This is a genomic window from Bacillus salipaludis, from assembly GCF_030938565.1.
GTDB classification, from domain to species: domain Bacteria; phylum Bacillota; class Bacilli; order Bacillales; family Cytobacillaceae; genus Neobacillus; species Neobacillus salipaludis_A.
Window position 1 is genome coordinate 5,506,998 of record NZ_JAVGVR010000001.1, and the last position, 20,503, is coordinate 5,527,500.

The window sequence follows — 20,503 nt, forward strand, 5'->3', positions numbered from 1 at the left end:
TTGTAAGATACATAAGGAAATCGGAATCGTTCCGTATTATACATGCTATTTTTAAAAATTTTTCTTATTTAAATCGTAATTAATCCGATTTATTAAATTAATAAAGGAGTTTTTATGAAAAAATTTATTCTTTTTCTTTCGATCCTAGTTCCTTTAAGTTTGCTTTTGTCAGGATGTACATCAAATAATAACCAAGTGCAAAAAAAGAAAGGACAATTAACCATATATACAACAGTATTCCCACTTCAGTATTTTACTGAACAAATTGGCAGAAAATACGTAAATGTAAAAACCATTTATCCCCCTGGAGCGGATGAACATACCTTTGAACCATCGCAAAAGGATATGATGAACCTTGCAGATTCAGACCTGTTTTTCTATATTGGTTTAGGTCTTGAAGGATTTGTAGAAAAGGCAAAGACCACCTTGCAGGACGAGAATGTTACATTAGTTCCAGCTGCTGATCAGCTTCAACTTCCAAAAGATCAGCATGCTGATGAAGCGGATGAAGATGGCCATCAACATGGCGATATAAACCCCCATGTATGGCTTGACCCTATATACTCTAAAGAAATGGCCGAAGTCATTAAAAATTCATTAATTAAAAAAATGCCGCAGCATAAAGCATTATTCACAGAAAATTACCAAAGGCTTGCAAAGCAATTGGATAATCTGAATACAAAGTATCAAGAAACGATAAAAAATGCACCACATAAAGAAATAATCGTTACCCATGCTGCATTTGGCTATTGGGAAACTCGTTATGGAATTAAGCAAATTAGTATTTCAGGTTTATCGACAACGAATGAACCTACACAAAAGGAATTAGAAAAAATCATTTCATTGGCCGACCGTGAAGGATTACACTATATTCTTTTTGAACAAAATGTTCATTCCAAATTAGGAGAGATTGTTAAAAATGAAATTGGTGCAAAGGCACTTCCCATCCACAATTTAGCCATTTTAACCGAAGAAAATATTAAAAATAAAGAAACCTATTTTACTTTAATGAATAAAAATTTAGCGACTTTAAAAACGGCTTTATCTAAATAAAATTCCTTTTACTCCCATGGATGAATCAATACCAAACATCAAAAGCTATAGCTGTATTACGAAATTAAAAGGAGTGATACAAAATGGCACAAGATGTTTTATGTGAAGTCAATAACTGTACTTATTGGGCAAAAGGAAATAAATGCAGCGCTGAACAAATATATGTTGTAAGTCATAAAGGAAAAACAGCAGATAATATTCAAGAAACAGACTGTAAAACTTTTGAAGCAGAGGGAATATAAAGAATAGAACCAGGCATTTGTGATCTGCCTGGTTCTTTTAGATTGCTAATGTTCTCCTTTAAGCTTTCTTCTTAACAGCTTGTTGGAAGCATTTCTTGGGAGCTCTTCAACAAACTTAAAATCTTTTGGCACTTTGTATTTGGCTAAACGCTCCATACAAAATAATTCAAGTTCATTTCGAGATACAGCGATTCTCTCTTTTATCACAATAAAAGCAATAGGTACCTGACCCCATCGTTCGTCCTCTTGTCCTGTTACCCCTGCATCCTTAACAAAAGGATGGGATAGAAGCACCGATTCTATTTCAGCCGGGTAAACATTTTCCCCTCCTGAGATAATCAAATCAGAACGGCGATCTAATACATATAAAAAGCCCTCATCGTCTAAATATCCGATGTCCCCCGTCGAAAACCAGCCATCCTTCGTCCTGTCTAACATGGCTCCTGGACGGTTTAAATAACCTGGAGTAACATTGGGGCCTTTAACGAAAATTTCTCCTGTTTCGCCTTCCTGAGCTCTTCGACCATCATCAAGCATAATCCGAACCTGTGAAGGAAAAAGCGGCTTTCCAGCAGAACCTAATTTTGAAATACTATACTCCGGTGACAAGGTTACAATTTGTGAGGAAGTTTCTGTCATGCCATATGTCTGAAATACAGGGATATCTTTTGCCACGCAGAATTGAAGTAATGGCAATGGAGCAGGCCCTCCGCCAAGAAGCATACAGCGGAATGATTGCGGCAGCTGCTCTTCACCAATGAAATCAACAATTCTTGTTAACATAGTTCCTACAACGGACATAATGGTAACCCTCTTACTATGAAAATCCTCTATGATTTTTTCAACGTCAAAGCTCTCATGAAGAACGATTGGCATACCATATATGACACTACGCATGAGGATGGAATAACCACTGATATGAAAAAGAGGGACCGAACAAAGCCAGCAATCTGAATCGGTAAATCCAAGATTAAGGGCGGATCCAACAGAACTCCACCAATGATTTCCATATGTCTGCATAACTCCTTTTGGTTTACCTGTGGTTCCGGAGGTGTACATTATGGTACAAACATCGCCAAGATTAATTTCTTCTTCTATATCAGGAGTTTCCATTGGAAGGCTGTCCAATTGTTCTTTTATAAGGGTTGGAAGTGTTGGAATCATGTCTCTTATTTCAAGTTCTTTATCAGCAAAGCTTTTTTCGGTTATCAAAAAGGCAGCCTGTGAGTCTTTGAGCTGCCAAATGATTTCAGACGAGGTTAAACGGTTATTGAGAATAACAGCTCTAACTCCGAGAAGTTGGAGTGCAAATAATACCACAATTGTATCCAAGTGGTTTTTTAATAAAACCCCCACATATTGACCCCTTCTAACACCTTGGCTTTGAAATTTGCCTGCTGTTTCAACTGATCGTTCATAAAGTTCATGAAAAGTTAATTGCCTGTTATTAAAATAAACCGCTACGCGATTAGGTGTTAAATACGATCTATTCTTTAAAAAATTAGGCATTAAATCATTTTGCATCGTAGTCACCAACTTTTAAAGTTCCGCTTTCTATTAAAACAGCTTGATGGAGACCATCAAGCTGCATTGAAATTTGTTTTTAAAATCAAGGGAATCGCGGGAATTGACCGAAGTCAGGCTTACGCTTTTCTTTAAATGCATCGCGGCCTTCTTTCGCTTCATCCGTTGTATAGTATAGTAATGTAGCATCTCCGGCAAATTGCTGAAGTCCAGCTAATCCATCGGTATCCGCATTCATGGCAGCCTTTATAAAGCGAAGAGCTGTTGGACTCTTTTCTAACATTTCTTCACACCATTTAATGGTTTCTTCTTCTACCTGCTCAAGTGGAACAACAGTGTTAACAAGACCCATATCAAGCGCCTGCTGCGCGTTATATTGACGGCATAAATACCAAATTTCGCGGGCTTTTTTATGTCCTATAATTCTTGCAAGATAGCCTGAACCATATCCGGCATCAAAGCTTCCTACTTTCGGTCCTGTTTGTCCAAAAACAGCATTGTCTGCTGCAATTGTTAAATCACAGACAACATGTAAGACATGTCCTCCGCCAATTGCATACCCCTTTACCATTGCGATAACTGGTTTCGGAATGACACGGATTAGACGTTGAAGATCAAGCACATTTAAACGAGGAATTTGGTCATCCCCCACATAGCCTCCATGTCCACGGACGCTCTGATCTCCCCCGGAACAAAACGCCTTATCTCCTGCACCTGTTAATACAATAACACCTACATTTGAGTCATCACGTGCATAAGCAAAAGCATCAATTAATTCCATTACGGTCTTTGGTGTAAAAGCATTATGTACATGCGGGCGGTTAATGGTAATTTTCGCAATCCCATTATAGGTTTCATAAATAATTTCATCGTACTTGCGACCTGCAACCCATTCAACTGTCATAAGTTGATCCTCCTTTTGTTTTATTCGACAAATAGTCACTAACTATTGTACCAAACTTTTCAGCATCTTCCACATGGATTGCATGTCCACTTTTTTGAACCACAATCCAATTACCATTTTTCAGCTTTTCCATCATTTTTTCTGCAATCCGACAAAACTTAACATCTTTTTCACCAGTAAGCAGTAAAACCTCACAGGATAGCTGATTTAAATTCTCCCACCATGAGGGCTGAGCACCCGTTCCCATTCCAATTAAACTGTTAGCAAGCCCAATCGGGGAGTTGTTTAACCGCTGATTTCTAATTGACTCCTTCGTTTCATCCGGAAGTTTTTCCATCGTTGCGAATAATGGGATTGTCTCCCAATAATCAACAAATGAATGGACTCCTTTTTCTTTTATAAAACGAGCAAGTTTAAAATCATTTATACAGCGGTTTTTCCGTTCTTCTTCGGTTTCTAGACCTGGTGAAGCACTTTCTAAAATCAGCTTTCTTACCTTTTTAGGATAAAGAATGGCAAAGGTTAATGCAAGTCTCCCCCCATTGAATATCCAAGAACGTCAATCTGATTTATTTCTAAGTGTTCAAGTAAGAGGTTCAAATCCCCAGCAGCTGACTCAATCGTATAGCGCTCTAAATCTTCGCTCATCTGGGTTTTACCGTGGCCCACGATATCAGGAATGATTAATTTGGAATGTCCGCCCCAAACAGAGCAAAAAGGAGTCCAAGTGGAGGCATCTCCTGTAAACCCATGCAGCAAAAGTAATGGGAATCCTTTTCCGTATATTTCGACATGAACCTGCAGATCATCAACCATTACGTCCATTCATGTTCACCATTGACAAAGTTTGATATTTCCTGGGAAACTGATCGCCAAAATTCGCGGTGTTCCTCCGTATTTTTCTCTCTATTTGTCACGAGTTCAAATACATTTAAACCAGGTGTTTTGGCATTATTCATTACCGAATAAAAATGATCCCAATCCTTAATTCTAGTAAAATTCCCGTTATACATCTTAACAGCATATTCAAAATCAAGATCTATTGGTGTTCCAAATAGCAGCTCAAAGTGAGTCGAATGTTCCGATTGTGGAAGGAAGGAGAAAATTCCTCCACCATTATTATTAATAACAAGAATTTGAATGTCGATTTCATGTAACTTCGCTGCCAATAATCCATTTAAATCATGGAAAAACGTTAAATCTCCTACTACAAGATAAAGAGGTTTTAAATATAAAGCCGCACCTAAAGCCGTTGAAACGGTGCCATCAATTCCATTCGCTCCCCTATTGGCCATAATGGTAATCGATTTATCATTATTAAGGAAAAAACTATCCAAGTCCCGTATAGGCATACTATTTCCGACAAATAAAGTGGCACCCTCCGGAAGAATGTCCGCCAACTGGGAGAATAATTTCGCTTCACTTAACTCGGCAGCATCTCTTATCATACCCATATGGTCCTTCGTCAGTTGATTAACCCTTTTCCAGCTATCTAAAAATGATGTTGTCGATTTTCGCTCAACACTTGATGCTAACTTTTTACAAAAAGTTGATTCTTTACAATAAATCATATTGGTTGTTAATGCAGCAGGGTCACGCCAGCCCCCTCCACTATCAATCACAAATTGCAATGCATTGTGATTTTCTTTTAGGAAGATTGTTAACGCTTTTGAAACAGGCATGGCTCCAAAACGGATCACTATATCAGGTTTTAGATTATTTTTCGCATCTTCATTCCTTAAAAATGTATCATAAGCTTCGATGATATGCTCCTGATTATGTTTACCGCTTCTTAGCTGTGATAATGGGTCAACCAGAATTGGATAGTTTAAGGTTTCCGCCAACTTCGTCACATTTTTTGCAAAATCCTTGTCACCTATATTCCCACATACAATAATTCCCTTTTCATTCTCTTCAAGCAACAAGGCAATCGCCTTAAATTGTTCATCGTCTATCGTAACATCTCCGTTAAGGACGTTTACATACCCATTCGGGCGTTCCGTCAAATGAAACAGCTCATCATTCAGCTTTGGTATTAACGGCTCCCTAAAAGGGAAATTCAAATGGACAGGGCCAGCTGGAGCTTGTGTCGCAATAGCTGCCGCACGAGCGCAAACGGTTCTTGCATAGCGAATCACTTCGTCATTTTTTTCAGGCAATGCCATCTCTGAAAACCACTTAACATGATGACCATATAAATGAATTTGATCAATCGCCTGCGGTGCACCCACATTTCGTAGTTCATGCGGACGGTCAGCCGTTAGTACGAGTAGCGGTACCCTTGCGTATCGTGCTTCGACAATTGCAGGATAATAATTAGCAGCGGCCGTTCCTGATGTGCACAGGATCGCTACTGGACGATTGGAAGCCTTTGCAATCCCTAATGCAAAGAACGCTGCCGAGCGTTCATCTACATGGATATGAAGTTTTAAGTCTGGGTGTTCCGCAATGACCATAGCCATTGGTGTTGAACGGGAGCCTGGGCTGACTACGACATCGGTTATGCCGGAAAGCACAAGCTCTGAAACAAATGCTGCAATATAAGCAGTTAGTGATTCCTGATGACTCATTTTAATTTCCTCCAAGAGCACGAAGCATCGGTCTAAATTTTAAATCCGTCTCTAAATATTCACTTTCTGATTCAGAATCGGAAACAACACCGCATCCGGCGAATAAGGAAACTTCCTTTCCCTGAATAAGGCCGGACCTAATCGCAACAGCAAATTCTCCATTTTCACGATAGTCCACCCAGCCAAGGGGTGCTGCATAAAAGCCCCGATCAAGTTTTTCTACTTCCCTGATTTTTTCAACCGCTTCTTTTTTTGGCAGCCCTCCAAGGGCTGGTGTTGGATGGAGCCTCTCAACTATATGGAGCAAAGAAGCATCGCTCTTAGCTCTTCCCACAACTGGTGTATAAAGATGCTGTATGTCTCTAATTTTCATTAATTGCGGCTTATCAGGAAGGATAATTTCTTCACAGGATTCCTCTAAAGCTTCCTTAATCATTTCAACAACATAACCATGCTCGATTAGATTTTTCTTGTCGTTTAATAAGGTCTTACCTAAATGTTCATCCTCTTCCTCTGTTTGGCCTCTCGAAATAGAGCCTGCAAGGCAAGTCGAAAAAATGTGAGTATTCTGCTTCTTTATTAGCCGTTCAGGAGTAGCCCCGATAAAGCAATCCCCATTGGATTCAAACACAAAGAGATAACTATCTTGTTGCTGCTCAGATAACCGATTTAATACGGATTCCGGTTCAACCGTAGTATTAAATAACAGACGGAGTTCACGGGCAAGAACAACCTTTTTTAATGGGCCTGTCTTTAAATCCTTTACAACTTCATCAACGGACGCTTTCCACGATTCAGGGGAAATTTCTTTCGTCATAAGGAGGTCTGCTGACTTTGTTTCGAACTTCTGATTGCTGGAACGTATAAGCTGATTTCTTTCGTCCAGAATCTTTGTAAATAATGATTCATCATCATTTGGGGTACAAACAATGTTGGTTGTAAGAAAGGTTTGACCCTTTATAATACTTAACATGTATTTCGGGATATGAAACAGTGAATCCGGGTATTTTGACCAAAGATTTGTTTTGGGTTTGTGAGGGTCAAAAGAAAATCCGCCAAACATGACGGGCCCGACCCCCGATTCTGAATATGAATTATAAATAAGGCTATCCTTTAAAAAAGTCTGCCATTCTTTATCAACATGAAAAAAGCGGTCAGTAGCCTGATCCGACTGAATTTGTTTTGATATTCCAATACCTGTAAGCACTATTTCATCTGTTGGGTCCTTCCAGAAAAAACGTTCACCCAGATAGCGTTCCTTCCCCAGCAAAAAAAATGTAAAAGGGTTCATCCAATCCATTTGATGAACTTCACTTACTAAAATGGACCGGCCAAGTTTTTTTGCTCTTGTAAGAGCCAAAAGGCCCCTTTCCTTTAATTCTAATTCGTGAATGGTAACCAAAAAAATCCCTCCAAAACAGCTAAAAATGCTGTTATCCATTCATTTTCAAGCCTATTTAAACATACTACTCCCATCGTAAAAAAGTCAATAAATCCATGTCTTTTCCTTCCTTTTCATTCCTTATTATATAGTAAATTTTTCTTTTTCGTATAAAAACAGTATAATCGGGTATTTCCTCATGCTAGTTAAACGGTCTTTTCAATCAAACAGGTATTATCTGCTAGGCTAACTAATAAAATTCCATTGACACTGACTCTTTGTTTTCTTACACTTAGTATTTGGAAAGATCATTGGTCCTATTAGAAATTAAGCTTGGAATATAGATAAAATTTTAAAAGGGAGAGAATAAATATGCAGCCAAATTTACAGCGTTCAGCTGTGGAATCAAACCGCGGTTTTCAGGTTTGGTGGCAAATGACCCGCCCCCATACGCTAACGGCATCTTTTGTACCGGTCCTGCTTGGGACAGCACTATCACTTAAATATGAAAAAATTCACGTGGGACTTTTTATTGCTATGCTGATTGCCAGTTTGTTAATACAGGCAGCAACCAATATGTTTAATGAGTATTTTGATTTCAAACGAGGCTTAGATAATGAGGAATCGGTCGGAATTGGCGGTACGATTGTCCGTGATGGAATTAAACCAAAAACCGTTTTAAATCTTGCCTTTGGTTTTTATGGGATTGCTTTATTATTAGGAGTATATATTTGTGCAAACAGCAGCTGGTGGCTTGCATTAGTTGGATTGATTTGTATGGCAATCGGATATTTTTATACTGGAGGGCCTTTCCCAATTGCTTATACCCCATTTGGAGAGATTTTCTCTGGTTTCTTTATGGGAATGTTGATTATTTTAATCTCTTTCTTTATTCAAACCGGTACAGTTACTAGTACCAGCATTCTTGTGTCTGTTCCTAGTATGGTACTTGTCGGTGAAATCATGCTATCCAATAACATTCGCGACCTTGATGGAGATAAGAAAAACGGCCGAAAAACGGTTGCCATTCTGCTAGGAAAGAAAAGAGCTATATATCTACTTGCTGGGATGTTTACATTCTCTTATCTTTGGGTGATCGCTCTGATTGTTGCCGGAGTCACTCCTGCCTGGGTCGCAATTGTTATAATTAGTGCACCAAAAGCAATCAAAGCAACAAAGGGATTTATCGAAAACACCCTTCCTATTCAAATGGCACCAGCCATGAAAGCTACAGCTCAAACGAATACAATCTTTGGATTTCTATTAGCTGTCGGAATCTTTATTGGACACTTTTTCTCATAATAAAAGGGAGGCCGTATTATTGGTCTCCCTTTTTAACTTGGTGGTTGATTTCCGTTCCAGGCACTTCGCTTTCCGTGGGCGGTTCGGGGAGCCTCCTCGTCGCTTCGCTCCTGTGGGGTCTCCCCTGTCCCGTACTCCCACAGGAGTCTTCGTGCCTTCCACTCCAATCAACGTTGTTCAAAAATCAACATTATACTTTAATACAGCCTATTACTTAATGCCCCAAATATCATCAGCATACTCTTGAATCGTTCGGTCGCTGGAAAAATAGCCGGCATTGGCAATGTTCGCTAAACTCATTTTTTGCCACTTAATTGGGTCCATAAAAGTGTTGCCAATTACTTTCTGAATATCCACATAGGAGGCAAAGTCCTTTAAAACAAAGTATTGATCATTCTCCTCAAGTAGAGAATCGAATATCGGCTCAAATTCATTATATACTCCTGGGAAGAATCCATTGACCAGCTGGTCCACGGCCTGCCGAATCCGCCAATCATGATGATAATATTCAAGGGACTGGTAGCCGCCATGTTGGTAATGATGCAGTACTTCATCCGCCGTAAGTCCAAAAGTAAAAATATTGGAATCCCCTACTAATTCACGGATTTCAATATTAGCACCATCCAGTGTTCCTACTGTAAGGGCTCCATTAATCATAAATTTCATATTTCCTGTTCCCGAAGCTTCTTTACTCGCTGTAGAAATTTGTTCACTTACATCAGCAGCGGGAAAAATTTTCTCTGCTAATGAAACGCGATAGTTCTCCATAAAAATGACCTTCATACGATCACCGACTTTTGGATCATGATTGACCTTTTCTGCAACCGTATTAATTAATTTAATGATTTTCTTTGCATAATAGTATCCCGGTGAAGCTTTAGCACCAAAAATAAACACCCTTGGAACCATCGAAAAACTTGAATCCTCTTTAATTTGGTTATAAAGATACATGATATGTAAAACATTGAGCAGCTGACGTTTATAGGCATGAAGTCTTTTTACCTGCACATCAAAAATAGAATTCGTATCAACTGCAACTCCTGTTTTTTCATGAATGACATCTGCAAGTCTTTCTTTATTATCCTTTTTAATCTTCGCTAAACGTTCTAAGAAGGATGTATTATTCTCATATTCGCTTAACCGAACTAATTCATTCGGTGCTTGTGTCCAATTAGTACCAATTGTTTCGGAAATTAAGCCCGATAATTTTGGGTTTGCCTTTAATAGCCAGCGCCGATGGGCAATTCCATTCGTTTTATTGTTAAATTTCTCCGGAAACAACTGATAAAACTGACTCATTTCCCGATTCTTTAGAATTTCTGTGTGGAGTTTCGCAACCCCATTTACACTGAAGCTTCCGACGATTGCTAAATGAGCCATTTTCACCTGATCATCCGCAATAATGGCAACCTTCGCAATTCGGTCCCAATCCCCAGGATACCGTTCCCAAAGTTCCTTACAAAACCGTTCATTGATCTCTTCTACAATCATATAAATTCGTGGAAGCAGCGGGCGGAAAATCCTGAGCGGCCATTTTTCTAAGGCCTCTGTTAAAGTGGTATGATTGGTATAGGAAATGGTATTTTTCGTAATATTCCATGCCTCGTCCCACTCAAATGACTCCTCATCAATTAATATCCGCATCAATTCGGGAATAGCCAAAACAGGATGAGTATCATTGATATGGATGCAGACATACTCATGAAGTTGTGCTAAATTGCCATGCTGCTGACGGTAGGACTTAATAATGGATTGAAGGCTCGCAGAAACTAAAAAATACTGCTGCTTTAATCGTAAAATCTTTCCTTCATCATGCGTATCATCAGGATATAAAAATTCCGAAACAGACTCTGTTTCTCTTTTATACCTTAAAATATCATGGTGGATCGGAAATTGTGAAGGCTCGGCGTTCCATAACCTTAATGTATTGACAGTGTCAGTGTTATAGCCGACTACCGGCATGTCATGGGGCACGGCAGTAATTGTTTCAGCATTCAAATGCTGAAACTGAAGCCTGCCATTTTCCATTTTAGCTTCTACTTTCCCCCAAAATGGAATTTTAACCGCTAAATCTGCCTTACGAATTTCCCAAACATTCCCGCTCCGAAGCCACTGTTCCGGAAGTTCAACCTGGTACCCGTCGACAATCTTTTGTTCAAACAACCCGTGTTTATAGCGGATGCCATATCCATGGCCAGGAAGATTAAGCGAGGCGAGGGAATCTAAAAAACAGGCGGCCAGCCTACCTAAGCCACCATTTCCCAAGCCTGCATCCGCTTCAAACTCTTCTAACTCGCTTAAATCAATCCCAAGTTCCCCAAGCCCTTCTTGGACCACATTTTCGATACCAAGATTGATTAAATTTTGTCGTAAAAGTTTCCCCAAAAGATACTCAATGGAGAGATAGTAAACCTGTTTCCCCTTCGTTTCCCGGTAATGTTCATTGGTTTTAATCCAATCATTGCTTACATATTCACGAATCATATTTCCTAGGGTTTGAAAATGGTCCCGCTCCGTACTCTCGGCAAAACTAGTCCCACATACCATCTCAACTCTTTTTAAAAAAGTCTTTTTAAACCCGTTTTTACTAGAAAACATGAGTTTCACTCCTTGAGATGAGCTCTGCATAGAGTTGATTATATCTGAATGCGGACTGTGCCCAGCTATTATCCGTCTCCATAGCCCTCTTTACGAGCTTTGGCCATACCTTCTGATCATGGTAAAAATGAATGGCTCTCTGAATCGTATAGAGCATGTCATGTGCATTAAAATGGCTGAATGAGAAGCCATTTCCTTCACCTGTTGCTTCATTCCAGGCTTGAACGGTATCATTCAACCCGCCGGTTTCCCTAACAATCGGAATGGCACCGTATTTCATGGCAATAATCTGACCAAGCCCGCATGGCTCAAAGAGTGACGGCATTAAAAATAGGTCTGCCGCAGCATACAGCCTATGAGCCAGTTCTTCACTAAATCCGGTATAAACTTTTAATTTTTCAGGATAAACCCTTGCAGCCTGTCTAAAATATTCTTCAAACTCGTAATCGCCTGTTCCAAGAACAATTAACTGGATATCCTCTTGCAGGATTTCTCTAAGGACACATTTAACCAGGTCAAACCCTTTTTGTTTCGTAAGTCGGGAAATCATCACCATAAGCTGAGTCCCCGAGGATTGCGGCAGACCAAAAAGCTTTTGAATCTCGCGTTTATTAACGGACTTTTTCTCATGATTATTGGCCGTGTACCTTTGATAAATAAATGGATCCTTTTCCGGATTATAAAAATCCTCATCAATCCCATTCAGGATTCCAAGAAGGTCTTCTTCCCTTGTTTTCAAAAGACCGTTCAACTTTTCACCATAGGTTGGTGTTTGTATTTCCTCCTTATACGTAGGACTAACAGTCGTAATTTTATCGGCAGCCACAATAGCAGCTTTCATAAAATTAACATTTCCGAAAAACTCCAGTTGTCCCAAATCGACAGCCTTACGGTCCATTCCAAATAAATCCTCTAATACTTCATTTGGGTAAATTCCCTGAAATTGAAGATTATGAATTGTAAAGACTGTGCGGATTTTACCGTACCCTTTTCGTTGATAATATTCCTTTCTTAGAAGGAAAGGAATCATCGCTGTATGCCAGTCATGGCAGTGGAGGACATCTGGAAAGAAATTAAGGTGTGATAAGGCTTCTAACACAGCCCGGTTAAAGAAAGCAAATCTTTCCCCATCATCAAAGAAACCATAAAGGCTTTCTCGTTTGAAATAATATTCATTATCGACAAAATAAAAGGTAAGTCCTTGGTAAACCAGCTCTTCAATCCCGCAATATTGATTTCTCCAGCCTACGGGAACAGTAAATTCCTTTATTTTTTTCATTTCCTTCTTAAAATCATCAGAAATTGTACCATATTTAGGAAGGATCACTCTAACATCTGTACCAAGACTCTTTAATTCTTTGGGAAGAGAGCCTGCAACATCGGCAAGCCCTCCAGATTTTACAAATGGACCACATTCAGAAACTGTAAATAAAACTTTCACGAATTAATCAACACTCCTTGTTTCGTACCTTTACGAATAACATATGGATTCTGAGCTGTCCCCGTTAATTGGGTTCCAGCCTGAACTTTGACATCCTTATCTAAAATCACCGAATCTAGGTAACAATTATCCTCGATTTGGCACTTCTGCATGATAATACAGTTTTTAATAACTGACCCTTTACCAATTTTAACGCCCCTAGAGATAATGCTATTTTCAACTGTACCGTTGATTATGCAGCCATTGGCAATCATCGTATTTTTTACGCTTGAGCCTTTGATATATTTTGATGGCGGCTCATCCTTTACCTTGGTTAAAATTGGCTGGTCTTTTAAAAATAACTGCTTCCAAACAGCTGGGTTTAACATTTCCATACTCGTAGAATAATAGTTTTGGAATGAATCAATCATTACTGCATATCCATCATATACATGGTGGCAGACTGTGTATTCATGATGAATATCCCGAACAACGTCTTTCATACAGGTATACCCTGTTTCATTTCTGGTTTCAATTAATTTCATAAGCAGGGAGGTTTTTACTAAGTAAATCTCCATCGGCTGGCCGTCTTTGTGATGGAGTTCTGTGATATCACAACCTGAACGGATATGCCAATCCAAAAGAGGTTTAAAGTTCATATTAAAAACAGTATAGCAATTAGCAATAATTGCGTATTCTTGGGTGCTGCGATAAAAATAGTCCATATTAGCCGCAAAATGATCAAATGAACCGACTTTGTTTTGATCATTTTCGAGAATGGGCGAAGGAAAAAAGAACAGTCCATCTCGTTTTCGATTTAGATCCCAATTCTTTCCTGAACCTAAATGGTCCATTAATGAACGGTATTGTTGCTTCGGAAAAATCGCCACGCTGCGGATTCCGGAATTAACCATGTTGGAAAGAATAAAATCAATCATTCGATAGCGCCCGCCAAAAGGCAGGGCTGCAAGTGAGCGGTGTGTGATTAAGTCCTCTAAATCTTCATGATAGGTTGTTGCGTCAATTACTCCTAATAGCCTTCTTTTCAAACCTTATTCCCTCCTTATTTATTTAAAACGCAGGATATAGCCCACTTAACATTTCTTCTGTCACAAGGATAATTTCATCTTCATATGAACGAATGACTGTTCCATCCGGAACCGTAACTTCACTTGGAACAATTGCCTTTTCAATCAAGACATTATTACCAATAATTGCATCAGGCATAATGACTGATTCTTTTATAATTGTCCCTTGCCCCACACTTACCCCTTGAAATAGAACTGACTTTTCAATCTCACCTTCAATGGTGCACCCTTCGTTGATAAGTGATTCTGTAACGATAGCATTTGGGGCAATATATTGTGGTGGCTGATTCGGATTAACTGAATAAATTCTCCAGTCAAGATCGAATAAATCTAATTCACACTTATCATTTAATAAATCCATATTGGCTTCCCAAAGGCTTTGGACCGTACCTACATCTTTCCAGTACCCTTTAAAAGGGTAGGCATAAAGTTTCTTCTTTTCATCCAGTAATAAAGGAATAACATCCTTTCCAAAGTCATGACTGGAATGAGGATTTCTTTCATCCATTTCCAAATATTCTTTCAGTATATTCCAGCTAAAAATGTAAATGCCCATGGAAGCAAGATTATTTTTAGGACTGCTCGGCTTTTCCTCAAACTCTGTAATTCTCATATCCTCATTCGTACTCATAATGCCAAAGCGGTTGGCTTCTGCCCATGGTACTTCAATTAGGGAAATCGTGACATCCGCCCTTTTTTCAATATGATATTCAAGCATGCTTTCGTAGTTCATTTTATAGATGTGATCTCCGGAAAGTATTAACACATATTCCGGCTGGTATTGCTTAAGATAATTTAAATTTTGATAAATGGCACTAGCCGTACCTGTGTACCACTTAACTTCAGACGATTCACTATATGGAGGTAAAACAGTTACCCCGCCATCCTTTCGGTCAAGATCCCAGGCACTGCCAATTCCAATATACGAGTTGAGCAGTAATGGCTGATATTGCGTTAAAACACCAACGGTATCGATACCGGAATTAGAGCAGTTACTTAAAGGAAAATCAATAATCCGATATTTCCCCCCAAAAGGTACAGCCGGTTTTGCAAGGTCCTTTGTGAGAGAGTTAAGTCTGCTTCCTTTCCCTCCTGCCAATAGCATGGCTACGCACTTTTTCTTTCCCATTTCCTTTTCTCTCCTTTCGCTTTTTGACAGGTCTAATAATGAGGAATCCAAATGGCGGAATGGTTACTTCAACAGAATATCTCCTGCCATGAAACGGCTCCTCTTTAGAGATGATTTTCTTTTTATTCATCCATCCGGCACCGCCGAATATTTCGTAATCATTATTAAAAATTTCTCGATATTCTCCAGGGGACGGAACACCAATCCGATAATTTTCATATCCAACCCCTGTAAAATTACAAATAATAATTAATGACTCTTCCACTTTTTTTCCTTTTCGGATAAAAGAAAAGATTGATTGATGATGATTATTTACATCAATCCATTCAAATCCGTCCTGAAGATGGTCTAATTCATAAAGAGGTTTTGAACGTTTGTAAAACTTTGTTAATTCTTTAACATACACATTCATTTTTTGATGCATGTCATACTCCAGCAAGTTCCAATCAAGCTGTTCTTTATCTTTCCATTCAGAAAATTGCCCTAGTTCAAATCCCATAAATAACAGTTTCTTGCCAGGGTGGGCGTACATATAGCCCAGTAATAGTCGTAATTGAGCAAACTTTTGCCAATAATCACCTGGCATTTTATCTAATAATGACTTTTTCCCATGGACAACTTCATCGTGAGAGAATGGAAGCATGAAGTTTTCTGAAAATGCATATAAAAGCGAAAAGGATACATTTGAATGGACTTTTGAACGAGAATAAGGGGGTGTCTCCATATATTCAAGCATGTCATTCATCCAGCCCATATTCCATTTATAATCGAAGCCTAATCCTCCATAACAAACCGGTGTGGTGACACGAGGAAAATCAGTTGAGTCCTCTCCAATCACCAAGAAGGATGGATCATATTCGTGGATTTCTTTGTTCAATTTCTTTAAAAATTCAATCCCATATGGGTTTTCAATTTTTCCGTCGGCATTCGGCCAATAAATAATATTGGCAACCGCATCCATTCGAAAACCATCAATATGGTAGTAAAGCATCCAAAAAAAGGCATTTGAAATAAGGAAGCTCTGCACTTCAGCTTTTCCTAAATCAAAATTCGCTGTCCCCCATACCGGGTTTTCCCGATCATGTACATCACTATAAGAGTAGACATGCGAACCATCAAACTGATATAAACCATGTGCATCTTTACAAAAATGCCCTGGTACCCAGTCAAGAATAACTCCTATTCCTTGCTGGTGGCACTGGTCAACAAAATACATGAAATCTTCCGGTTTACCATATCTTGAAGTTACAGAATAATAACCTGTACCTTGATATCCCCAAGACGCATCGAGCGGATGTTCAACAAGGGGTAATAACTCAATATGTGTGAACCCATGTTCAAGAACATAGGGAAGAAGCTCTGCCGCCAATTCCTTATAGGATAAAAATTCTTCATCCTGCTTCTTCAGCCATGACCCTAGATGAACTTCATAGATAACAGAAGGCTCTGATAGAAAGTTTTTTTTCCTTCTCTGATTCATCCACTGTTCATCCTGCCACAAATATCCTTCTAAGGAATAAACAACTGATGCAGTATTCGGACGTAGTTCTGAATAAAATGCATATGGATCAGCCTTTTTGATGACCTCACCATTTTCAGTCATAATTTCGTACTTATAAAGGCGTCCTTCAAGGTCCTGGTCCATTATGAGAATCCAAACACCCTCATCATTCACTTTTTGTAGTTCATATCCCTTTCCGTTCCAATTATTAAAATCGCCAGCTAGCCTCACCTCTAGCGCCCTAGGGGCCCATACGCAAAACCGTGTATATACTTTATCGGAATCTTTATAGATATGAGCGCCAAAAAGCTGGTGACTTTGAAAAAAGCTTCCTTCATGAAATAAATGCAACTGATAGTCAGTAGGAAAAAATGTATTCACTGCCATGGCTTTTCTCATCTCCATTGAAAATATGTATTACAAAGTACAATTATAATTGTAATTATTGTATTTTCGTTGAAATACTTTTTTATGTTTTCTGACAATAACTATTATCAAATTCCATATTGCTTGCTTTTTCGACAGAATTCGAGCATAACAGACAAAGAAAATAACGTTTCTCGACAAAAACAGATGAAATCTCTTAAAAAAAGTTTCTGCCTGGCAGCGTTTACATTTTGTGATTGTAGGAGTGGAAGATATATAGAGGAAAATATTAATGGAGAGTGGTTCGGTTTGGGTCGAGGCGGACGATAAATTTTGGTAGGTGGAAAGTAAAGTGTGAAAGGTGGAAAGTATATTGGTTAAACCGGAAAGTAAAACGTAGAAAGTGGAACGTATATTTGCTAAATCAGAAAGTAAAACGTAGAAAGTGGAAATAATGATTTTTAAAAGTAGAAAGTACATGAACCTATAAAAATCTTCATAAATGCAGCATGTTGCGTAAGAGATACTTTTTTAACAAATACTTGTTAAAGGGGCCTTTTGGGGACACTTTAGCCTTAATTCATTCATAATTGTCTACTAAATGCTCTATAGGAGACACTTTCAGTTATGATACACCGATATCTGTCTCCTATACGCCCTATAAGAGACACTTTCAGTCATGATACATCCGTATCTGTCTCCTATACGCTGTATTGGAGACACTTTTAGTCTCGTGGCTTATTTACATCTATCCCCTATACGTACATTGAGGAAACATACAAAAGTAATTCATAAAATTCAGTCTCATATAGATTCTATGGCGGAGGATCCTTCAATATAAAAAAGCTGATGAACTATATCATCAGCTTTACTATATGACCCCTACGGGATTCGAACCCGTGTTACCGCCGTGAAAGGGCGGTGTCTTAACCGCTTGACCAAGGGGCCGATTAAATTTTATGGCAGAGAAGAAGGGATTCGAACCCTCGCGCCGGTTACCCGACCTACTCCCTTAGCAGGGGAGCCCCTTGAGCCACTTGGGTACTTCTCTATATGGCTCCGCAGGTAGGACTCGAACCTACGACCGATCGGTTAACAGCCGATAGCTCTACCACTGAGCTACTGCGGAATAATTAAAATATGGTGGGCCTAAATGGACTCGAACCATCGACCTCACGCTTATCAGGCGTGCGCTCTAACCAGCTGAGCTATAGGCCCATATTTTGGAGCGGGTGATGGGAATCGAACCCACTACATCAGCTTGGAAGGCTGAGGTTTTACCAGTAAACTACACCCGCATTTTATGGGGCGGCTGATGGGAATCGAACCCACGAATGTCGGAACCACAATCCGATGCGTTAACCACTTCGCCACAACCGCCATACTTGGAAGCATGCTATTGAAATTTAAATGGTGGCTCAGGACGGAATCGAACCGCCGACACAAGGATTTTCAGTCCTTTGCTCTACCGACTGAGCTACTGAGCCAACAAATGGCGGTCTGGACGGGACTCGAACCCGCGACCTCCTGCGTGACAGGCAGGCATTCTAACCAACTGAACTACCAGACCAAATTGCGGAGGCAGGATTTGAACCTGCGACCTTCGGGTTATGAGCCCGACGAGCTACCAGACTGCTCCACCCCGCGATAATAATAATTGAAGCTAAAACTCTATGCTGAAGATAAAATCATATGGCGGAGGAAGAGGGATTCGAACCCCCGCGCGGTTTAACCCGCCTGTCGGTTTTCAAGACCGATCCCTTCAGCCGGACTTGGGTATTCCTCCGTAATATTTCAAATATAATGGTGGACCTTGTAGGACTCGAACCTACGACCGGACGGTTATGAGCCGTCTGCTCTAACCAGCTGAGCTAAAGGTCCCTTTTGGTAGCGGCGGAGGGGATCGAACCCCCGACCTTACGGGTATGAACCGTACGCTCTAGCCAGCTGAGCTACACCGCCAAAATATTATTTAGATAAGTGGAGTCTAGGGGGATCGAACCCCTGACCTCCTGCGTGCAAAGCAGGCGCTCTCCCAGCTGAGCTAAGACCCCATATTATAATTAAAGATAATGGTCGGGAAGACAGGATTCGAACCTGCGACCCCTTGGTCCCAAACCAAGTGCTCTACCAAGCTGAGCTACTTCCCGATAATGGCGCGCCCGAAAGGAGTCGAACCCATAACCTTTTGATCCGTAGTCAAACGCTCTATCCAATTGAGCTACGGGCGCATATTTTAAAAGCTTTGGTGCCGAGGACCGGAATCGAACCGGTACGGTAGTCACCTACCGCAGGATTTTAAGTCCTGTGCGTCTGCCAGTTCCGCCACCCCGGCAAGAGTGGAGCGGAAGACGGGATTCGAACCCGCGACCCCCACCTTGGCAAGGTGGTGTTCTACCACTGAACTACTTCCGCATATTTAATTTAATTGGTGCGGGTGAAGGGAGTCGAACCCCCACGCCTTGCGGCGCCAGATCCTAAGTCTGGTGCGTCTGCCAATTCCGCCACACCCGCATATCCAATTTAAATGGTGAGCCATGAAGGACTCGAACCTTCGACCCTCTGATTAAAAGTCAGATGCTCTACCAACTGAGCTAATGGCTCTAAACATAAAAGTGGTGCCGGCTAGAGGACTTGAACCCCCAACCTACTGATTACAAGTCAGTTGCTCTACCAATTGAGCTAAACCGGCAGGTTTATAAATATTATGGTGGAGGATGACGGGATCGAACCGCCGACCCTCTGCTTGTAAGGCAGATGCTCTCCCAGCTGAGCTAATCCTCCATTATAACAGCCTGGCAACGTCCTACTCTCACAGGGGGACAGCCCCCAACTACCATCGGCGCTGAGAAGCTTAACTTCCGTGTTCGGTATGGGAACGGGTGTGACCTTCTCGCCATTATTGCCAGACTGTTTATCAGACACTATTTTATTATAATGTCTTTTTGAAATTTTTCAAGAGGTAAATTTATTTTTTTTCATTCCCTCAAAACTAGATAATACAGAAGAAGTTTTTAGTAAAAACGAGTTCACCTTAAGACTATGGTTAAGTCCTCGATCGATTAGTATCAGTCAGCTCCACATGTCACCATGCTTCCACCTCTGACCTATCAACCTGATCATCTTTCAGGGATCTTACTAGCTTGACGCTATGGGAAATCTCATCTTGAGGGGGGCTTCATGCTTAGATGCTTTCAGCACTTATCCCGTCCGCACATAGCTACCCAGCGATGCCTTTGGCAAGACAACTGGTACACCAGCGGTGCGTCCATCCCGGTCCTCTCGTACTAAGGACAGCTCCTCTCAAATTTCCTGCGCCCACGACGGATAGGGACCGAACTGTCTCACGACGTTCTGAACCCAGCTCGCGTACCGCTTTAATGGGCGAACAGCCCAACCCTTGGGACCGACTACAGCCCCAGGAT

14 protein-coding genes, 21 tRNA genes and 2 rRNA genes (1 of these 37 running past the window's edge) are annotated in these 20,503 nt (G+C 40.3%); 3 read left to right on the forward strand and 34 right to left on the reverse strand.

Features of this window, described 5'->3' with window-relative positions; genetic code table 11:
* The first annotated feature begins 114 nt into the window (after positions 1 to 114).
* The gene (locus tag RCG21_RS27425; protein WP_308913948.1) at positions 115 to 1,053 is read left to right on the forward strand and encodes a metal ABC transporter solute-binding protein, Zn/Mn family; all 939 of its coding nucleotides are present in this window, start codon (positions 115 to 117) and stop codon (positions 1,051 to 1,053) included.
* Positions 1,054 to 1,136: 83 nt separating this feature from the next.
* Positions 1,137 to 1,295: a DUF1540 domain-containing protein gene (locus RCG21_RS27430; RefSeq protein WP_133334243.1), complete on the forward strand. Its 159-nt coding sequence runs from the start codon at positions 1,137 to 1,139 to the stop codon at positions 1,293 to 1,295.
* Positions 1,296 to 1,340: 45 nt separating this feature from the next.
* Here RCG21_RS27430 and RCG21_RS27435 read toward each other — a convergent pair whose 3' ends face one another.
* The 6 genes from RCG21_RS27435 to RCG21_RS27460 form a co-directional block, all read right to left on the reverse strand.
* Entirely contained in the window at positions 1,341 to 2,819 is a 1,479-nt protein-coding gene (locus RCG21_RS27435; RefSeq protein ID WP_308913949.1) for an o-succinylbenzoate--CoA ligase, read from the reverse strand.
* Between the two features lie 85 nt (positions 2,820 to 2,904).
* Complete coding sequence (gene menB / locus RCG21_RS27440; protein WP_133334241.1) at positions 2,905 to 3,723, reverse strand: 1,4-dihydroxy-2-naphthoyl-CoA synthase; 819 nt, start codon at positions 3,721 to 3,723, stop codon at positions 2,905 to 2,907.
* On the reverse strand, positions 3,713 to 4,060 hold the full coding sequence (locus RCG21_RS27445; RefSeq protein ID WP_308913950.1) for a hypothetical protein: 348 nt from the start codon (positions 4,058 to 4,060) through the stop codon (positions 3,713 to 3,715). Before RCG21_RS27445 ends, menB begins: the two co-directional genes overlap by 11 nt.
* Before the next feature lie 185 nt (positions 4,061 to 4,245).
* Positions 4,246 to 4,548: an alpha/beta fold hydrolase gene (locus RCG21_RS27450; RefSeq protein WP_308913951.1), complete on the reverse strand. Its 303-nt coding sequence runs from the start codon at positions 4,546 to 4,548 to the stop codon at positions 4,246 to 4,248.
* Positions 4,539 to 6,293, reverse strand: coding sequence for a 2-succinyl-5-enolpyruvyl-6-hydroxy-3-cyclohexene-1-carboxylic-acid synthase (menD, locus tag RCG21_RS27455; protein WP_308913952.1), 1,755 nt, complete (start codon positions 6,291 to 6,293; stop codon positions 4,539 to 4,541). The genes RCG21_RS27450 and menD overlap by 10 nt, the downstream gene beginning before the upstream one ends.
* A gap of 1 nt (position 6,294) precedes the next feature.
* The gene (locus RCG21_RS27460; RefSeq protein ID WP_133334238.1) at positions 6,295 to 7,695 is read right to left on the reverse strand and encodes an isochorismate synthase; all 1,401 of its coding nucleotides are present in this window, start codon (positions 7,693 to 7,695) and stop codon (positions 6,295 to 6,297) included.
* A 351-nt stretch (positions 7,696 to 8,046) separates the two neighbouring features.
* Here RCG21_RS27460 and RCG21_RS27465 point away from each other — a divergent pair, with 351 nt between their 5' ends.
* Positions 8,047 to 8,976 (forward strand): 1,4-dihydroxy-2-naphthoate polyprenyltransferase, encoded by a 930-nt coding sequence (locus tag RCG21_RS27465; RefSeq protein ID WP_133334237.1) that lies wholly within the window; start codon positions 8,047 to 8,049, stop codon positions 8,974 to 8,976.
* Positions 8,977 to 9,186: 210 nt separating this feature from the next.
* Here the strand turns inward: RCG21_RS27465 and RCG21_RS27470 are convergent, their stop codons facing one another.
* The 28 genes from RCG21_RS27470 to RCG21_RS27605 form a co-directional block, all read right to left on the reverse strand.
* Complete coding sequence (locus tag RCG21_RS27470) at positions 9,187 to 11,574, reverse strand: glycogen/starch/alpha-glucan phosphorylase (RefSeq protein ID WP_133334236.1); 2,388 nt, start codon at positions 11,572 to 11,574, stop codon at positions 9,187 to 9,189.
* On the reverse strand, positions 11,564 to 13,015 hold the full coding sequence (gene glgA, locus RCG21_RS27475; RefSeq protein WP_133334235.1) for a glycogen synthase GlgA: 1,452 nt from the start codon (positions 13,013 to 13,015) through the stop codon (positions 11,564 to 11,566). Before glgA ends, RCG21_RS27470 begins: the two co-directional genes overlap by 11 nt.
* Positions 13,012 to 14,043 (reverse strand): GlgC family sugar phosphate nucleotidyltransferase, encoded by a 1,032-nt coding sequence (locus RCG21_RS27480; RefSeq protein WP_133334234.1) that lies wholly within the window; start codon positions 14,041 to 14,043, stop codon positions 13,012 to 13,014. Before RCG21_RS27480 ends, glgA begins: the two co-directional genes overlap by 4 nt.
* 22 nt (positions 14,044 to 14,065) lie before the next feature.
* Entirely contained in the window at positions 14,066 to 15,211 is a 1,146-nt protein-coding gene (locus RCG21_RS27485) for a glucose-1-phosphate adenylyltransferase (RefSeq protein WP_133334233.1), read from the reverse strand.
* Positions 15,153 to 17,099, reverse strand: a complete 1,947-nt coding sequence (glgB, locus tag RCG21_RS27490; protein WP_308913953.1) for a 1,4-alpha-glucan branching protein GlgB — start codon at positions 17,097 to 17,099, stop codon at positions 15,153 to 15,155. Before glgB ends, RCG21_RS27485 begins: the two co-directional genes overlap by 59 nt.
* 855 nt (positions 17,100 to 17,954) lie before the next feature.
* Positions 17,955 to 18,026 (reverse strand) — tRNA-Glu (locus tag RCG21_RS27495).
* 12 nt (positions 18,027 to 18,038) lie between these two features.
* Positions 18,039 to 18,129: transfer RNA gene (locus tag RCG21_RS27500), tRNA-Ser, on the reverse strand.
* A 3-nt stretch (positions 18,130 to 18,132) separates the two neighbouring features.
* Positions 18,133 to 18,207: transfer RNA gene (locus RCG21_RS27505), tRNA-Asn, on the reverse strand.
* A gap of 12 nt (positions 18,208 to 18,219) precedes the next feature.
* A tRNA-Ile gene (locus tag RCG21_RS27510) sits at positions 18,220 to 18,296 on the reverse strand.
* 6 nt (positions 18,297 to 18,302) lie between these two features.
* A tRNA-Gly gene (locus tag RCG21_RS27515) sits at positions 18,303 to 18,376 on the reverse strand.
* Between the two features lie 6 nt (positions 18,377 to 18,382).
* Positions 18,383 to 18,458: transfer RNA gene (locus tag RCG21_RS27520), tRNA-His, on the reverse strand.
* Between the two features lie 31 nt (positions 18,459 to 18,489).
* Positions 18,490 to 18,565: transfer RNA gene (locus RCG21_RS27525), tRNA-Phe, on the reverse strand.
* 6 nt (positions 18,566 to 18,571) lie between these two features.
* A tRNA-Asp gene (locus RCG21_RS27530) sits at positions 18,572 to 18,648 on the reverse strand.
* Between the two features lie 3 nt (positions 18,649 to 18,651).
* Positions 18,652 to 18,725, reverse strand: a tRNA-Met gene (locus RCG21_RS27535).
* A gap of 46 nt (positions 18,726 to 18,771) precedes the next feature.
* A tRNA-Ser gene (locus RCG21_RS27540) sits at positions 18,772 to 18,864 on the reverse strand.
* Between the two features lie 18 nt (positions 18,865 to 18,882).
* Positions 18,883 to 18,959: transfer RNA gene (locus RCG21_RS27545), tRNA-Ile, on the reverse strand.
* 4 nt (positions 18,960 to 18,963) lie between these two features.
* A tRNA-Met gene (locus RCG21_RS27550) sits at positions 18,964 to 19,040 on the reverse strand.
* Between the two features lie 19 nt (positions 19,041 to 19,059).
* Positions 19,060 to 19,132: transfer RNA gene (locus RCG21_RS27555), tRNA-Ala, on the reverse strand.
* A gap of 19 nt (positions 19,133 to 19,151) precedes the next feature.
* Positions 19,152 to 19,228, reverse strand: a tRNA-Pro gene (locus RCG21_RS27560).
* A 4-nt stretch (positions 19,229 to 19,232) separates the two neighbouring features.
* A tRNA-Arg gene (locus tag RCG21_RS27565) sits at positions 19,233 to 19,309 on the reverse strand.
* Positions 19,310 to 19,324: 15 nt separating this feature from the next.
* Positions 19,325 to 19,413: transfer RNA gene (locus tag RCG21_RS27570), tRNA-Leu, on the reverse strand.
* A 5-nt stretch (positions 19,414 to 19,418) separates the two neighbouring features.
* Positions 19,419 to 19,493: transfer RNA gene (locus RCG21_RS27575), tRNA-Gly, on the reverse strand.
* A gap of 14 nt (positions 19,494 to 19,507) precedes the next feature.
* Positions 19,508 to 19,592, reverse strand: a tRNA-Leu gene (locus RCG21_RS27580).
* A gap of 14 nt (positions 19,593 to 19,606) precedes the next feature.
* Positions 19,607 to 19,682, reverse strand: a tRNA-Lys gene (locus RCG21_RS27585).
* Between the two features lie 12 nt (positions 19,683 to 19,694).
* Positions 19,695 to 19,770, reverse strand: a tRNA-Thr gene (locus RCG21_RS27590).
* Between the two features lie 16 nt (positions 19,771 to 19,786).
* Positions 19,787 to 19,862: transfer RNA gene (locus RCG21_RS27595), tRNA-Val, on the reverse strand.
* 9 nt (positions 19,863 to 19,871) lie between these two features.
* A 5S ribosomal RNA gene (gene rrf / locus RCG21_RS27600) occupies positions 19,872 to 19,988 on the reverse strand.
* Between the two features lie 132 nt (positions 19,989 to 20,120).
* Positions 20,121 to 20,503 (reverse strand): 23S ribosomal RNA (locus RCG21_RS27605); it runs 2,556 nt beyond the window's last position.

Bases quoted from the DNA above. Each gene is read 5' to 3' on its own strand.
- RCG21_RS27425 (WP_308913948.1), top strand. From the start codon at position 115: ATGAAAAAATTTATTCTTTTTCTTTCGATCCTAGTTCCTTTAAGTTTG.
- RCG21_RS27430 (WP_133334243.1), top strand. From the start codon at position 1,137: ATGGCACAAGATGTTTTATGTGAAGTCAATAACTGTACTTATTGGGCA.
- RCG21_RS27435 (WP_308913949.1), bottom strand. From the start codon at position 2,819: ATGCAAAATGATTTAATGCCTAATTTTTTAAAGAATAGATCGTATTTA.
- menB (WP_133334241.1), bottom strand. From the start codon at position 3,723: ATGACAGTTGAATGGGTTGCAGGTCGCAAGTACGATGAAATTATTTAT.
- RCG21_RS27445 (WP_308913950.1), bottom strand. From the start codon at position 4,060: ATGGAAAAACTTCCGGATGAAACGAAGGAGTCAATTAGAAATCAGCGG.
- RCG21_RS27450 (WP_308913951.1), bottom strand. From the start codon at position 4,548: ATGGACGTAATGGTTGATGATCTGCAGGTTCATGTCGAAATATACGGA.
- menD (WP_308913952.1), bottom strand. From the start codon at position 6,293: ATGAGTCATCAGGAATCACTAACTGCTTATATTGCAGCATTTGTTTCA.
- RCG21_RS27465 (WP_133334237.1), top strand. From the start codon at position 8,047: ATGCAGCCAAATTTACAGCGTTCAGCTGTGGAATCAAACCGCGGTTTT.
- RCG21_RS27470 (WP_133334236.1), bottom strand. From the start codon at position 11,574: ATGTTTTCTAGTAAAAACGGGTTTAAAAAGACTTTTTTAAAAAGAGTT.
- RCG21_RS27485 (WP_133334233.1), bottom strand. From the start codon at position 15,211: ATGGGAAAGAAAAAGTGCGTAGCCATGCTATTGGCAGGAGGGAAAGGA.
- glgB (WP_308913953.1), bottom strand. From the start codon at position 17,099: ATGGCAGTGAATACATTTTTTCCTACTGACTATCAGTTGCATTTATTT.